Origin of the sequence: Actinomadura rifamycini DSM 43936, from assembly GCF_000425065.1 — a bacterium.
Classification (GTDB): Bacteria; Actinomycetota; Actinomycetes; order Streptosporangiales; family Streptosporangiaceae; genus Spirillospora; species Spirillospora rifamycini.
In genome coordinates, this window is record NZ_AULB01000010.1 from 327,346 (window position 1) to 340,880 (window position 13,535).

General features: G+C 75.1%; 11 protein-coding genes, 2 rRNA genes and 1 pseudogene. 4 read left to right on the plus strand and 10 right to left on the minus strand.

The features are described from left to right. Positions 1 to 79: 79 nt before the first annotated feature. From recN to H505_RS0110235, 4 genes and pseudogenes are all read right to left on the minus strand, one after another. Entirely contained in the window at positions 80 to 1,777 is a 1,698-nt protein-coding gene (recN, locus tag H505_RS0110220) for a DNA repair protein RecN (protein WP_026401895.1), read from the minus strand. A gap of 227 nt (positions 1,778 to 2,004) precedes the next feature. After that, positions 2,005 to 2,886 (minus strand): annotated as a pseudogene (locus tag H505_RS41065) (NAD kinase); the annotation flags it as partial. A 121-nt stretch (positions 2,887 to 3,007) separates the two neighbouring features. Further along, positions 3,008 to 3,814 (minus strand): TlyA family RNA methyltransferase, encoded by an 807-nt coding sequence (locus tag H505_RS0110230; protein WP_026401896.1) that lies wholly within the window; start codon positions 3,812 to 3,814, stop codon positions 3,008 to 3,010. Beyond that, the gene (locus H505_RS0110235; RefSeq protein WP_211238440.1) at positions 3,811 to 4,128 is read right to left on the minus strand and encodes a hypothetical protein; all 318 of its coding nucleotides are present in this window, start codon (positions 4,126 to 4,128) and stop codon (positions 3,811 to 3,813) included. The genes H505_RS0110230 and H505_RS0110235 overlap by 4 nt, the downstream gene beginning before the upstream one ends. A 112-nt stretch (positions 4,129 to 4,240) precedes the next feature. Between H505_RS0110235 and H505_RS0110240 the strand changes: the two genes are divergently transcribed. Continuing rightward, a complete protein-coding gene (locus tag H505_RS0110240) occupies positions 4,241 to 4,582 on the plus strand; it encodes an SCP2 sterol-binding domain-containing protein (RefSeq protein ID WP_026401898.1) in 342 nt (113 codons plus the stop codon). Here H505_RS0110240 and H505_RS0110245 read toward each other — a convergent pair. Next, on the minus strand, positions 4,579 to 5,583 hold the full coding sequence (locus H505_RS0110245) for an HAD-IIA family hydrolase (RefSeq protein WP_026401899.1): 1,005 nt from the start codon (positions 5,581 to 5,583) through the stop codon (positions 4,579 to 4,581). The genes H505_RS0110240 and H505_RS0110245 overlap by 4 nt on opposite strands. Before the next feature lie 74 nt (positions 5,584 to 5,657). Next, positions 5,658 to 6,089: a tetratricopeptide repeat protein gene (locus H505_RS0110250; RefSeq protein WP_026401900.1), complete on the minus strand. Its 432-nt coding sequence runs from the start codon at positions 6,087 to 6,089 to the stop codon at positions 5,658 to 5,660. An 81-nt stretch (positions 6,090 to 6,170) separates the two neighbouring features. On the opposite strand from H505_RS0110250, the gene H505_RS0110255 reads away from it, so the two are divergent. Together H505_RS0110255 and H505_RS0110260 are read left to right on the plus strand one after the other, a co-directional pair. Beyond that, a complete protein-coding gene (locus H505_RS0110255) occupies positions 6,171 to 7,532 on the plus strand; it encodes a DUF1015 family protein (RefSeq protein WP_245592476.1) in 1,362 nt (453 codons plus the stop codon). Between the two features lie 63 nt (positions 7,533 to 7,595). Beyond that, complete coding sequence (locus H505_RS0110260) at positions 7,596 to 8,537, plus strand: MBL fold metallo-hydrolase (RefSeq protein WP_026401902.1); 942 nt, start codon at positions 7,596 to 7,598, stop codon at positions 8,535 to 8,537. A gap of 6 nt (positions 8,538 to 8,543) precedes the next feature. Here the strand turns inward: H505_RS0110260 and H505_RS0110265 are convergent, their stop codons facing one another. Then, the gene (locus H505_RS0110265; protein WP_026401903.1) at positions 8,544 to 9,707 is read right to left on the minus strand and encodes an alkaline phosphatase PhoX; all 1,164 of its coding nucleotides are present in this window, start codon (positions 9,705 to 9,707) and stop codon (positions 8,544 to 8,546) included. Between the two features lie 276 nt (positions 9,708 to 9,983). On the opposite strand from H505_RS0110265, the gene H505_RS0110270 reads away from it, so the two are divergent. Then, on the plus strand, positions 9,984 to 10,946 hold the full coding sequence (locus H505_RS0110270) for a hypothetical protein (protein WP_026401904.1): 963 nt from the start codon (positions 9,984 to 9,986) through the stop codon (positions 10,944 to 10,946). A gap of 394 nt (positions 10,947 to 11,340) precedes the next feature. Here the strand turns inward: H505_RS0110270 and H505_RS41070 are convergent, their stop codons facing one another. The 3 genes from H505_RS41070 to H505_RS0110285 form a co-directional block, all read right to left on the minus strand. Beyond that, the gene (locus tag H505_RS41070; protein WP_245592477.1) at positions 11,341 to 12,174 is read right to left on the minus strand and encodes a hypothetical protein; all 834 of its coding nucleotides are present in this window, start codon (positions 12,172 to 12,174) and stop codon (positions 11,341 to 11,343) included. Positions 12,175 to 13,180: 1,006 nt separating this feature from the next. Continuing rightward, a 5S ribosomal RNA gene (rrf, locus tag H505_RS0110280) occupies positions 13,181 to 13,297 on the minus strand. Positions 13,298 to 13,448: 151 nt separating this feature from the next. Then, positions 13,449 to 13,535 (minus strand): 23S ribosomal RNA (locus H505_RS0110285); the annotation flags it as partial.

Here is a 13,535-nt window from a genome sequence, read left to right on the forward strand (position 1 = left end):
TTTGACGCCGCCCGGGACGTCCGGGTTCGATCACCGTTCGGTCACCGTCCGCCCGGCCCGGCGGCGGGGGCGCGCGCCGTCACCGCTCGTCCGCGGCCATCGCCAGAAGCTCCTCGGCGTGGGCGCGGCCGAGCTCGGAGTCCTCCAGCCCGGCGAGCATCCGGGACAGCTCCCGCACCCGGCCCTCGCGGTCCAGGGCGGTGACGCCGCTGCTGGTGACGGTGCCGTCGTCGGACTTCTCCACCAGCAGGTGCTGGTCGGCGAACGCGGCGACCTGCGGCAGGTGCGTGACGACGATCACCTGCGCGTTGCGGGCCAGCCGGGCCAGCCGGCGGCCGATCTCCACGGCGGCCTTGCCGCCGACGCCGGCGTCGACCTCGTCGAACACGAACGTGGGGACCGGGTCGGCGCCCGCGAACACCACCTCGATCGCCAGCATGACCCGCGACAGCTCGCCGCCCGAGGCGCCCTTGTGCAGCGGCAGCGGCCGCGACCCCGGGTGCGGCGCGAGCCGCACCTCGACCTCGTCCACGCCGTGCGGGCCGTAGTCGCCGGTCGCGGTGACGGTCACCTCGACGCGGGCGTGCGGCATCGCCAGGGCGGTCAGCTCGTCGGTGACGGCGGCGGAGAACCGCTCGGCGGCGCGGGCCCGGACGGCGGTCAGCTCGGCGGCCTCGGCGGCGAGCCGCTCGGTGAGCTCGGCGTGCTCGGCCGTCAGCTCCTCGATCCGGTCGTCGTCGCCCTCCAGCTCGGTGAGCCGCGCCGCCGACCGCCGCGACCACTCCATCACCTCGGCGAGGTTCTCCCCGTACTTGCGGGTCAGCGCGGTCAGCTCGGCGCGCCGCTCCTGGACGGCGGCGAGCCGCGCCGGGTCCGCGTCGACGGACTCGGCGTAGGCGGCGAGGTCGGTGCCGACGTCGGAGATCAGGTAGCCGGCCTCGGCGAGCCGGTCGGCGAGCGCCGCCAGTTCCGGGTCGTGCTCGCGGACGGCGTCCAGCGCGTTGCGGGCCTGCCCGAGCAGGCTCGTGACGTTCGCGGCCTCGAACGCGGCCGCCGGGTCGCCGAGCAGCGCCTCGTGGGCGGTGTCGGCGGCGCCGCGCAGCGCGTCGGCGTGCCCGAGGCGCTCCTCCTCGGCGGCCAGCTCGACGTCCTCGCCCTCGCGGGGGTCGGCCTTCTCGATCTCCTCCAGGCCGAACCGGAGCATCTCGGCCTCCTGCGCGCGCTCCCGCGCCCGCGTGGTGATCTCCTCGAGCAGCGCCGCGACCTTACGGTGCCGCTGGTAGGTCTTCGTGTAGGCGCGCATCGGCTTGGTGAGCGACCCGCCCGCGTACCGGTCCAGGGCGGCGCGCTGCCGCGCGGTCTGCAGCAGCCGCTGCTGGTCGGACTGCCCGTGCACGGCGACCAGGTCGTCGGCGAGGTTGATCAGCAGGCTGACGGGGACGGACCGGCCGCCGAGGAACGCCCGGGAGCGGCCCTCCGCCGACACCGACCGGGTGACGATCAGCGCGTCGTCGTCCAGCTCGCCGCCGGCCTCCTCGACGCGCTCGACGACCCGGCCGCCGGGGTCGACGACGATCCGGCCCTCGATGGTGGCCCGGTCGGCGCCCGGCCGGACCCGCTGCGGGTCGGCCCGTCCCCCGAACAGCAGCCCCAGGCTGGTGACCACCATCGTCTTGCCGGCCCCGGTCTCCCCGGTGACGACGTTGAAACCCGGCGACAGATCGAGCACGGCCTCGTCGATCACCCCGAGGCCCTGAATCCGCACCTCATCGACCATCGGACGCACCAGCGTCACAACCCTCCGCAAACGTTTCCCCGATCCGGCGCCTGTGGAGATTATCCCTTCTGCTCCCCCGCCGCCTCCCCGGGCGCTCCGCCGGCGCCGTCCGCGCCGCCGCCGCGCGGCGCGTCGCCGGGCTCGCCGGACGGGCCGTTCCCGCACCCGTCCGGGACCCGCATGACCTGCCGGTCCTCGGTCGGGGGCGTCGGGTGCATGGGCTGCCGGACGCGGCCGCGCCAGCCCGTCACCGGCAGGCCGAACTTGGTGACCAGCCGGTCGGTGAAGGGGGTCAGGTGGAGGCGGGCCAGCCGCACCGGCTCGGCGCCGCGCCGCACCTCCACCCGCGCGCCGGGCGGCAGGTCGAGGGTGCGGCGCCCGTCGCACCACAGGACCGCGCCGGGCGTGTCGGCCAGCACCTCCACCGCGACCGACGAGCGGGGCGACACCACCAGCGGGCGGGCGAACAGCGAGTGCGCGCTGATCGGCACGACGAGCATCGCCTCGACCTCCGGCCACACGACGGGCCCGCCCGCCGAGAACGCGTACGCCGTCGACCCGGTGGGTGTGGCGCACACCACGCCGTCGCAGCCCCAGTTCGACAGCGGGCGGCCGTCGATCTCGGCGACGACCTCCAGCATCCGCTCCCGCTCGGACTTCTCGATGCTCGCCTCGTTGAGCGCCCACGTGGTGCCCATCACGGTGCCGTTGCGGCGGACGGTGACGTCGATCGTCATCCGCTCCTCGACCTCGTACTGGCGGGTGCACACCCGGTCGACGGTGGCGGCGAGGTCCTCGCGCTCCGCCTCCGCGAGGAAGCCCACGTGGCCCAGGTTGACGCCGAGCAGCGGCGTCCCGGACGCCCGGGTCAGGTCGGCGGCGCGCAGCAGCGTGCCGTCCCCGCCCAGCACCACGACGACCTCGGCGCCCTCGGCGGCCGCGGCGTGCGGCATCACCCGCACGTCGCGGCAGCCGATGTCGTCGGCCTCGTCCGCCAGCACCCGCACCGCGATGCCGGCCTGCGACAGCCGCTCGATCACCAGCTGGGCGCTGCGGACCGCCTCGGGCCGCCCGGTGTGCGCCACGACCAGCACCGACCTCGTGCTCATGCTCTCGCCCCACTCCCCGCCGCGCCGCGATGTACCGACGTGTTGACGAACGTGTCCGTACCAGGCGTTCCCGGATCGGCCGAACGTACCGATTCCGTGACGTCCCGCCCGGCCGGGGCGCTCACTGCGGGCCCTCCGCGACGGCCTTGGCGAGGGCGTCCTCGTCCAGGGCGGGAGCGCCCGCCCGCAGCCACAGGAAGTACTCGACGTTGCCGGACGGACCGGGCAGCGGGCTCGCGGTCACGCCGCGCACGCCCAGCCCGAGCGTGGCCGCGTGCGCCGCGACGCCGCGCACCGCCTCGGCGCGCAGCTCCGGGTCGCGCACGACGCCGCCCGCGCCGACGCGGTCCTTGCCGACCTCGAACTGCGGCTTCACCATGACGGCGTAGTCCGCGTCGGGCGCGACGCAGCGCCGCACCGGGTCCAGGACCAGCTTGAGGGAGATGAACGACAGGTCGCCGACCACGAGGTCGGGCGGCGGCCCGTCCCCCAGCATCCCCGGCTCCAGGTCGCGGATGTTCACCCGCTCGAGCACGGTGACGCGGTCGTCGGTGCGCAGCGGCCACGCGATCTGCCCGTACCCGACGTCCACGGCGAACACGTGCGCGGCGCCGGCGCGCAGCAGCACGTCGGTGAACCCGCCCGTGGAGGCGCCGGCGTCCAGGCAGCGGCGGCCCGCGACCGCGAGGCCGGGGAACGCCGCCAGCGCGCCCGCGAGCTTGTGCCCGCCGCGCGAGACGTACACGGGCCCGGTGTCGGCCTCGTCCACCACGATCGCGGCGCCGGCCTCCACCTGCGTCGCGGGCTTGGCGGCCCGCTGCCCGCCGACCCGCACCCGCCCGTCGCCGATGAGCTCCGTCGCGTGCTCCCGCGACCGCGCGAGGCCGCGCCGCACCAGCTCGGCGTCCAGCCGCCGGCGTGCGCTCATGCGCGGGGGCGCAGCGCGTCGGGGAACGCGGAGCGGGGCCGCGGCGGCACGGGGGCCCCCGCGGGGTCGGGGCCGCCGGCCCCGCCGTCCGGGGCGCTCTCGGCGGAGATGAGCAGCTCCTGGAGGTTGCGGTGGACGTCCTCGAACACCTCGACGTGCTCGGAGACGGGCCGTCCGGCCAGGTCGCCGAGCCGGGCGAGGACGGCGTCCACGCGCGGGTCGCCGGTGGGCTCGGGCGGCGGCGCCGCCGGGTACTCCGGCTCCGGCGGCCGCTCCGCCGCCTCGACGGCCTCCGCGGCCTCGTCCGACATCACCTTTACCTCCCTGCAACTTCCCCGGCGCGCCTCGAGTCGCCTCGGGCTCGGTCAGAACGCTACCGTCCCACTGGACGGATCGTTGCGGACGGAAACGGGGAACGGCCTGACCATGGCGAACGACCAGGACTGCCGGGCGGCGCTGGACAAGATCGTCGCGCGGCTCGCGGAGGTGGACGCCGACCGGTTCGCCGAGCACGTCGTCGAGCGGACGATCAGCTGCCGCGTCCCCGACCTCGGGCTGGCCTACCGGACCCGCCTGCACGCGGACGGCCTGGACCCGGTCCGCCCGGACGACGACCCGGGCGCCGCCCAGGTCAGGCTGACGGTCGGCAGCGACGACCTGGTCGCCCTCGCGGACGACGACCTGAACCCCGCGAGGGCATGGGCGACCGGCCGCCTCAAGATCGAGGCGAGCATCGGCGACCTGCTGCGGCTCCGCAAGCTGCTCTAGCCGAGGCCGATCGCGCGCAGCGCCCCGGCGAGGCCGTCCGCGGGCGGGGGCCCGGGGGCGCTCCAGGCGGCGGACGCCAGCGCGCGGAGGCCGTCGTAGGGGTCGCCGGAGCCGGTGACGGCGAACGCGCCGCCGTCCCGCCGCACCGTCCAGCCGCCGCAGCGGTGCCCGTCCGCGGACGCCGCCGCCGCGGGGTGCGGGACGAGCAGGCCCGTCAGGTCGGGCGCCAGGTAGGTCGGGCGGTGGTGCGGCGGCGCGGTCAGGACGCCGAGGGGGTCGGTCACCCCGGTGAACACGAGCATGCTGTCGGCGCCGCCGTTGTGCGCGCCCTCGATGTCGGTGTCGAGCCGGTCGCCGACGACGAGGGGCCGCCGCGCGCCCGTCCGGCGGATCGTCTCGCGGTGCAGCGGCCGTTCCGGCTTGCCCGTGACGATCGGCGCGACGCCGGTGGCGCCCTCGATCACCCGCAGCAGCGACCCGTTCCCCGGATGCGGCGGGCCGTCCCCGCCCGGGATCGTCAGGTCGCCGTTCGACCCGACGAACAGCGCCCCGCGCGCGACGGCCGTGCCGCCCTGCGCGAGCAGCCCGTACCCGAGCCCGGGGTCGTAGCCCTGCACCACGGCGGCCGTCCGCTCCGAGGCGACCGACACCGGGCGCAGGCCCTCGCCGTACAGGGCGTGCCGCAGCCCCATGCCGCCGACGACGAGCACCTCCGCGCCCGCCGGGAGCCGTTCGGCCAGCAGCCGCGCCGCCGCCTGCGCCGACGTCACCACGTCCTCCGGCGCGGCCGGCACGCCGACCTCGGTGAGGAGCGCCGCCACCGCGGACGGCGTCCGGGAGGCGTTGTTGGTGACGAACGCCGCGCGCTGCCCCGCCGCGCGGGCCTTCGCCACCGCCTCGGCCGCCGCCGGGACGGGCCGGCGGCCGATGTAGACGACGCCGTCCAGGTCCAGCAGGGCGACGTCGTACGCCTCGCACAGCGGACGGTCACTGCCCTTCATCGCACTCCCTCAGATCGCACACCCGGACGATCGTACGGTGCGGTCGTACGGTGCGGCGCGCCGCCCGCGGGCGGTCAGCGTCTGGCCTGGAGGGTGGCCCGGGCGTGCTTCAGCTCCCGCTCGTAGTCCTTGTTCCCCGGCCGCATCGCCGCGGCCAGCGCCAGCTGCTGCACCGCGCCCTCGAAGTCGCCCATCCGGCTGAGCGACAGCCCGAGCCCGAACCGCGCGTAGTCCTCGGCGGGTTCCTCCTCCACGATGCTCTGGAAGCTCTCGGCCGCCGCCCCGAACTGCCGCGCCCCGAACTGCGCCCGTCCCAGCGCCTCCCGGATGCTGTGCGACCCGGGCTCGGCCTCGGCCGCCCGCATCAGCAGCTGCAGCGCCGCGCCCGCGCTGCCCGCCCGCAGCAGCTCCAGCCCTCGCGTGTACCACTCGTAGACGCCGCCCGCCGGGGCGGCGGGATCCTCGCCGGGGGAATCGTCCGGCCTGCCCGGTCCTTGAACACTCACGTGGACCTCCCCTCGCACATACGCCTCTTTGAACGTACCCACTGGAATGCAGACCGCCTCCAGGCGATTAGCATGCAACCGGTGGACGACACCGTGGACGAACCCTTGGGCGACATCCCGGGCATCCCCGACGACATCGGGCCCGAGGAGTTCAGCGCCCGCGTCTTCGGCTCGGCGGGGTTCGCCTCCGGCCCGTCCGGCGGCCTCGAACTCGCGCCGTTCCGCGGCGTCCGGTTCGTCCCGGAGGTCGCCGGCGACCTCGCCGCCGTCACCACCCCGCCCTACGACCTGATCGACGACGCGGCCGTCCGGCGGCTGCTGGCGAGCGGCGGGCACAACATCGTCCGGCTGAACATGCCGCGCGCCACCGGGGAGAGCTACGCCGACGCCCGCCGCACCCTCCGCCGCTGGCTCGACGACGGCGCGCTCGCCGTCGACCCCGAACCGGCCCTGTACGTCTACGAGGCCGCCCGGGGCGGGACGGTCCTGCAGCGCGGCCTCATCGGCGGCCTCGGCGTCCGCGCGGAGGCCGACCGCACCGTGCTGCCCCACGAGAACGTCTTCCCCGGCCCGGTCCGCGACCGCCTCGCCCTGATGGAGGCCACCGGCGCCAACCTGGAGCCGATCTTCCTGGTCTACGAGGGCGGCGCGGACGCCGCGGACGTCGTCGACGGCGCCGCGCGCGCCGACCCCCTCCTGGAGATCGCCGCGGACGGCCTCACGCACCGGCTGTGGCGCGTCGCCGACCCGTCCCTGCACGCCCGCGTCGCCGCCGACCTGCGCGGGCGCCGCGCGCTCATCGCCGACGGCCACCACCGCTACGCCACCTACCGCGCCCTCCAGGCCCGCCGCCGCGCCGCCGGCCGCGGCCCGGGCCCGTGGGACCGCGGCCTCGCCCTCCTCGTCGACTCCACCCGCTACCCGCCGCACCTGGGCGCGATCCACCGCGTCCTGCCCGGCCTCCGCCCCGACGACGCCGCCGAACGCGCCCGCGCGGTCTTCCGCGTCACCGACCTGCCCGGCGAAGCCGCCGCCGTCCGCGCCCTCGCCGCCGCGCCCCGCCCCGCGTTCCTGCTCGGCGGCGGCGACGTCCCGCGTCTGCTCACCGACCCCGACCCGCGCGCGCTCGCCCGCGTCATGCCGTCCGACCACTCCCGGCAGTGGCGCGGCCTCGACACGGCCGTCCTCGACCACCTGCTGATCGAGGACGCCTGGCACGTGCCCGCGAACGAGAACGCGATCGAGGTCGTGCACGACGACCCGTCCGCCGCGATCGACCGCGCCCGCCGGACGGGCGGCACCGCGGTCGTCCTCAACCCGCTGCGCGTGGAGGACGTCCTCGCGGTCGCGGACCGCGGCGAACGCGTCCCCCGCAAGTCCACGTCGTTCGGCCCGAAGCCCCGCACCGGCCTCGTTCTCCGCCTCCTGGGCACGGAGGACTGACCCCCGGCCGGTGATCGCGGAGAGAACTGGCCACGGGCGGGGCCGCGGAGCGATGATCGACGGATGGACGACACCACGACCACGATCACGCCGCTCGGCGGCGACGTGTACGAGATAGACACGCGGATGGCGGGCTACAGCGGCATCACCGCCGGATACCTGATCCTGGGCGACCGGCCGTGCCTGGTGGAGCCCGGCACGTCCGGCTCCGCCCCGGTCGTCGAGGCCGCGCTGCGGAAGCTCGGCGTGGGCGCGGACGACCTGGCGACCGTCGTCGTCACGCACATCCACCTCGACCACGCGGGCGGCGTCGGCGACATCGCGCGGATGTACCCGCGCGCCGAAGTCGTCGTCCACGAGAAGGGCGCCCGCCACCTGGCGGACCCGTCGCGCCTCATGCGCAGCGCCCGGATGGTGTACGGCGACAGCCTCGACACGCTGTTCGGCGAGCTGAAGCCGACGGACGCCGCGCGGATCCGCGCCGTCGAGGAGACCGGGACCATCGACCTCGGCGGCGGGCGGCGCCTCGAGTCGCACTACTCCCCCGGCCACGCCAAGCACCACGTCGGGCTGATGGACTCGCAGACGGGCGACCTCTACGTCGGCGACGCCGCGGGCGTGTACATCCCCGAGACGGCCGACGTGCGCCCCGCGACGCCGCCGCCGGACTTCGACCTCGACACCACGCTGGCGTCCCTCGGCAAGTTCCGGGCGCTGGGCCCGCAGCGGCTGCTGTTCGCGCACTACGGGCCCGTCACCGAGGTCGAGGACACGCTGGAGCGCTCCGCCGAGGAGCTGCGCGTCTGGGTCGACCACGTCAAGGACGCCCGGGACCGGGGCCTCGACCTCGACCACGCCGTCGCGATGGTCGTCGAGCGCACCCGCGACCGCTACGCCGTGTCCCGCCCGGACGCCGACCCGGACATCGCCGCCAAGTACGAGGTGCTCAGCAGCGCCGAGAGCAACGTCGCCGGGATCATGCACGCCCTCGACCGGCGCGCGTGACGGCCGTCAGCGGCGGAACGGGCCGGTGACCTCGTACGTCCGCCCGTCCGTTCCGCCGATGAACCCGCTCTCGCCCCGCTGCGACGAGAAGTACAGGCGCGTCCCGTCCGGGCTGAACGCCGGCCCCGTGATCTCCGACTCCGCGTGCCCGGCGACCCGCAGCACCGGCGCGACGATCCCGTCCGGCGTGATGATGTTGATCTCCATGTTGCCGCCGTCCTCGGCGACGTACAGGTCGCCGGACGCCGACGCCGTCACGTTGTCGACGCCCGTCAGCGGGGCCTCGCCGGTCACGAGGTCGTCGTCGTAGACGATGTCGAGGCGTTCGGCCGCCGCCCGGTACGCCCACACGCGCCCGTCGCCCTTCGTCGTGAAATAGCAGGTCCCGCCGCTGTAGTGGCAGCCCTCGCCGCCGTCGAACCGCATCGCGCCCGCGACCTGGTCCCGCGTCGGCGTCCACCAGAACTCCGGCTGCGGCACGTCCGCCCACCGGACGGCCCCGGGCCCGGAGCCGACGAGCACCTGCAGCGTCCCGGCGGACAGGTCGCCCCACGACGCGGGGACGAACCGGTAGAAGCAGCCGTCCCCCTGGTCCTCGGTGAGGTACACGACGCGCCGGTCCGGGTCGCACGCCGCGGCCTCGTGCTTGAACCGCCCCATCGCGGGACGCGCCACCGCGGCGTCCTCGCCGCGCGGATCGGTCTCGAACACCAGGCCCCAGTCGTGCTCCTCGCACGACAGCCACGTGTTCCACGGCGTCCCGCCGCCCGCGCAGTTCAGCGTCGTCCCGTTCAGGATCCGGTACGCCGACGTCACCCGCCCGGACGCCTCGAACCGCACGGCGGACGCGCCGCCCACGACGGGGACCTCCGAGTTGCTCACGTAGATCCAGCCGTCCCCGTCGGGGAAGCACGCGCCCCCGTCCGGCGCCGGGTGCCACGTGTACCGCGTGCCCTCCACCCGCTGCAGCGACCGCGCCACGACCCGGCTGCCGAACCCCTCCGGGAGCTCCAGCCCGTTCGCGTCCGCCGCCCGGAGCGGCCCGTACGGGCTCGGGCCGGGCTGCGCGGGGCCGTCGGCGAACGCCCGGCGCCACAGCGCACCCGGGAGCGCCGCCGCGCCGCCGGCCGCGGCGGCGGCGTACAGGAACTTGCGTCGATCAAGGGACATGATGCTCCCAAGGAGTCGGAAACGCCGGGAACATATCCCGACGAATCCCCCCGAACGGCAACGGTCCCGTGACTATCGAATGAAAGATCACGCCCGTCAATACCGGCCGCGCACGAAGCCTCGGTGGACGCGGGCGCGGCGGCCCCGAGACCGACCGGACGACGGGTCCGGCACCGGAGCCCGCGGGAAAAGGGCTTCAGCCGCCGAAGCCCCGCCGGGTACTCTCCGGTCCTGCCCGCTCGCGGCCCGGCCGCCGCACCCCCGAACGGAGAGCGCATGACCGAAGTCGACGGCACGCGCGTCGACGCCGCGGAACTCCTGGCGCTCGCGCTTCGTCGCCTCGACGGCGCCGACACCCGCCGTCCGTTCACCGAGATCCCGACTCTCGACGCGTCGAGTCCCGGGCCTTTCCGACCGTTCCCCGCCCTGGCGATCGCCATGGCCGGGCACGTCCTCTCCGCCTGGGAGGTGAGGACGTTCGAGGTCGAACGCGCCCGGCGGGACGAGCGCGTGCGGTTCTTCACCGCGGCCGGCGGCAGGCCCAAGCGGGTTTTCCGAGCGTGCACACTGTTCGTCCCCGAGTCGGGCACGCAGCAAGTCCTTGAGCTGTGCGGGCACTCCTTCTGCGGCAACGAGGCGCCCGCCGGCCCGGGGAGCCGCTGCGCCGACCACCTCGGCGATCCGGTGCCGGACACCTGCGCCCCCGGCCACTGGCTGCGCGTGGCGGGCGAATCCGCCAGGTCGGCCGATCGCCGCCGCGGCGGTCTCACCGAGACGGAGGCTCTGGCCGCGGGCGCGGCCCGCGCCGGTGTCCCCGCGGCCGACATCCGCCGCGCCACCGGGATAGGCGAATGGAGGGTGGACGCGCTCGGCGGGCGGTCCCCCGAGGTTCCCGAGGACATCGACGACTCCGACGACCCGGCGCGCTGGCCGCTCGTGCTCGCCCCCGTGCGCGACATCACCGCGGCGGATGTCCACGGCGTCTACAGCATCCTGGGAGGCGGCCCCGCCGAGCCCGCCGCCGACGCGGTGCTCGCCCGGAAGGACCGCTGGTACGGGTACGAGCCGCTGGGCGAGAACGGCCCGTTCCTGGTCTACGCGGAGGACCAGCACGCCTTCACGCTGGAGTGGTGGCAGGTCCAGGAGCACCTGCCGCAGCATCTCCTCGCCCGCCGCGGCGACGAACGCCGCAGACGAGACATGTACGAGCCGCCTTGCACGTGCGGCTACTGCGACTGACGCCCGACCGGTCGGGCCGCCCCGCCCCCGCCGGGCGGCACGGCCCCTCGCCGCGCCCCCACCACGACCAGCAGCGCCCCCGCCGACCCGCCGCATGCCGAGACCGGTCAAGTGGACACGATCCGGGGCCGGACGCCCCGGCCGGGCTCTGCCGCCTCGCTAGGCAGGGCACCCGTCCACACCAAGAGGGACGCATGTCAAGCGCACAGACGCCGATGTGGCAGTGGACGGCGCTGGTGCGCGCCCGTGGCCATCTGCCTCACCGGACGTCCGGGCTTCACCGCGCTGGGTTCCCGCGCCTCACCGCGGCGGCTCCGTGAACCACCGCCTGCGGGTGTCCGCTGCGCCCGGTGCGGCCCGGACCGAACGTCTCCGGTTTCAGAACCTCACGAACTCAGCCGTTGTCGGTGTCGTCGGGACGGTCCTGTTCCGGAACCTCGCCTCCGAGCGGCTCCTCGACGGACTCTCCCGCGGGCTCCTCGTGCCGCGGCTGCTCCGGTTCGAGGAACACCGCGGGCGCCTGGGGGACGTCCTCGTCCGGCACCGCGGATTCCTCCGGGGTGGCGGGCTTGAACTCGATGTCGGTCGGCGCCGCGGGCTCGGCCGCGGCTTCGACCGTCTCGACCTCCGTCTCCTCTTCCTCGGTGTCGAGAATGAGGAGCCCGTCCAGCTCGGCGTACCGCTCGGCCGCGTCGGTCTCGCCTTCGCGGTCGGCGGCCGCCGCCCGCGCGAACCACTCGATGGCCTCTTCCGCACGGTTCGCCTCCGCAAGAGCGTCCGCGTAGGCGTAGAAGAGCCGCGCCGACCACGGCCGGAGCCTCCGATCCCGCAGCTCCGGGACCTGCAGCGCGACCACGGCCGCGTCGTACTGCCCGAGGTCCCGACGGACCCCCGACTCGACGATCCGCAGCTCGATGCGCCCCATCGGGTCGAGCCGCTCGGCCTCCGGCGACTTCACCAGGTCGAGCGCGCGTTCCGGACGTCCGAGCCCGCGCTCGCAGTCGACCATCACGGGCAGGTACGAGTCGTCGCCCGCGCCGAGCCGGCGCGCGGCCCGCAGCTCGGCGAGCGCCTCCGCCCACTCCCCGGCGTGGTACGCCGCGATACCGGCCGCTTCCCGGACGATCCCGACCCGGGACGCGAGCCGCCGCGCGGCCTTCGCGTGCCGGTACGACAGCTCCGGGTCGTCCTCGGCGAGTTGTCCGGCCATCACGAGGTGACGCGCCACCCGGCCCGCGAGATCCTTCGGCAGGCTCCGCAGCCCGCGGCGCGCGTCCGCGTCCAGCTCCTCGCCCGTGACCTCGTCCGGCAGCAGCGGGTCGTCGTGCGTCGGCGCAGGCTTCTCACGCTCGAAGCGCTCCCGCGGCGGCCGCCGGTCCGAGTCGTGCGGGCGTCCGGGGCCTCGGCCCTTGAACGTCCTGTCGCGGTCACCCGGACGCCCGTCCCGCGAGAACTTGCCGGGACGACGCTCATCACGCGCCCCACGCCGATCATCGCGGGGTCCCCGCCGATCATCACGCGGACCGCGCCGGTCATCCCGGGGGCCACGCCGGTCACGGTCCTGGAAGCGGCGCTCCCCCGGGCCGCCGGCGCGGGGGCCCCGCGCGTCGCGGCCCTCACCGTCGCGAGGACGCTCGCGCCGTTCGCCGGGGCGGCCGCCGAACTTACCGTCACGTCGCGGACCGCCCTGACGGTCGTCCCGCTCGAACCTTCCAGGGCGCCGTTCGTCCCTGCCCTCGCCGGAGCCCGGGCGCCGGTCGTCCGAACGCTTGAACGGGCGATCGGACCGCCGATCGTCCCGCCCTTTCGAGCCCGCACCGGCCCGCCGGTCGCCCGGTCCCTTGTACGGGCGGTCGGATCGCTCACCGTCCCGTCCTCGGGGACCGCCGCCGGAACCCGGCCTGTCACCGGCACGCTTGAACGGACGGTCGGGCCGGCGTTCCTCACGATCCCCACGGGCCGCGCCGGGACGACCCCGTCCCTGCTGCGGCTTCCCGGACCGGCCGCCGCCGGGCCCTCCACGCGCGTTGCCCCCGCGACGGCCGGGCGTGTTCCGCCCGCCGTTGTTCCCCCGCCGCCCGCGGTTGTCGTCGCTGCGGCCGTCCTCTTCCGCGCTCATCACGTCCGTCACTGTTCTTGATGGTGGTCCACTTGACCCTTGCAGCCTACTTTGGCGGGGCCGGACATGCGTCGAGGGCCGCCCCAGAAAACGGGGCGACCCTCGACCAAGAAAGGTCCGGCGGCGTCCTACTCTCCCACACAGTCTCCCATGCAGTACCATCGGCGCTGAGAGGCTTAACTACCGGGTTCGGAATGGGACCGGGTGTTTCCCTCTCGCCATAACCACCGAACGACCAACCCACAGCACCCAAAAGTGCCGGGAAACTCATCGTCCGAGCGGACAGCTCGAAAATTCACTTATCAAAACGGGTTCCCGTTTGTTTTCCAGGAACCACACAGGGACGCGAACAAACACACAGCGAGATGCTTTGAACGTTCAGTGTGTTCAAGCCACTCGGCCTATTAGTACCGGTCGACTCCACACGTTACCGCGCTTCCATCCCCGGCCTATCAACCCGATCGTCTCTC

What these genes read in the sequence shown, in the direction of transcription:
- recN (WP_026401895.1), bottom strand. Translation starts at nt 1,777, where the DNA reads ATGGTCGATGAGGTGCGGATTCAGGGCCTCGGGGTGATCGACGAGGCC.
- H505_RS0110230 (WP_026401896.1), bottom strand. Translation starts at nt 3,814, where the DNA reads ATGAGCGCACGCCGGCGGCTGGACGCCGAGCTGGTGCGGCGCGGCCTC.
- H505_RS0110240 (WP_026401898.1), top strand. Translation starts at nt 4,241, where the DNA reads ATGGCGAACGACCAGGACTGCCGGGCGGCGCTGGACAAGATCGTCGCG.
- H505_RS0110245 (WP_026401899.1), bottom strand. Translation starts at nt 5,583, where the DNA reads ATGAAGGGCAGTGACCGTCCGCTGTGCGAGGCGTACGACGTCGCCCTG.
- H505_RS0110260 (WP_026401902.1), top strand. Translation starts at nt 7,596, where the DNA reads ATGGACGACACCACGACCACGATCACGCCGCTCGGCGGCGACGTGTAC.
- H505_RS0110265 (WP_026401903.1), bottom strand. Translation starts at nt 9,707, where the DNA reads ATGTCCCTTGATCGACGCAAGTTCCTGTACGCCGCCGCCGCGGCCGGC.
- H505_RS0110270 (WP_026401904.1), top strand. Translation starts at nt 9,984, where the DNA reads ATGACCGAAGTCGACGGCACGCGCGTCGACGCCGCGGAACTCCTGGCG.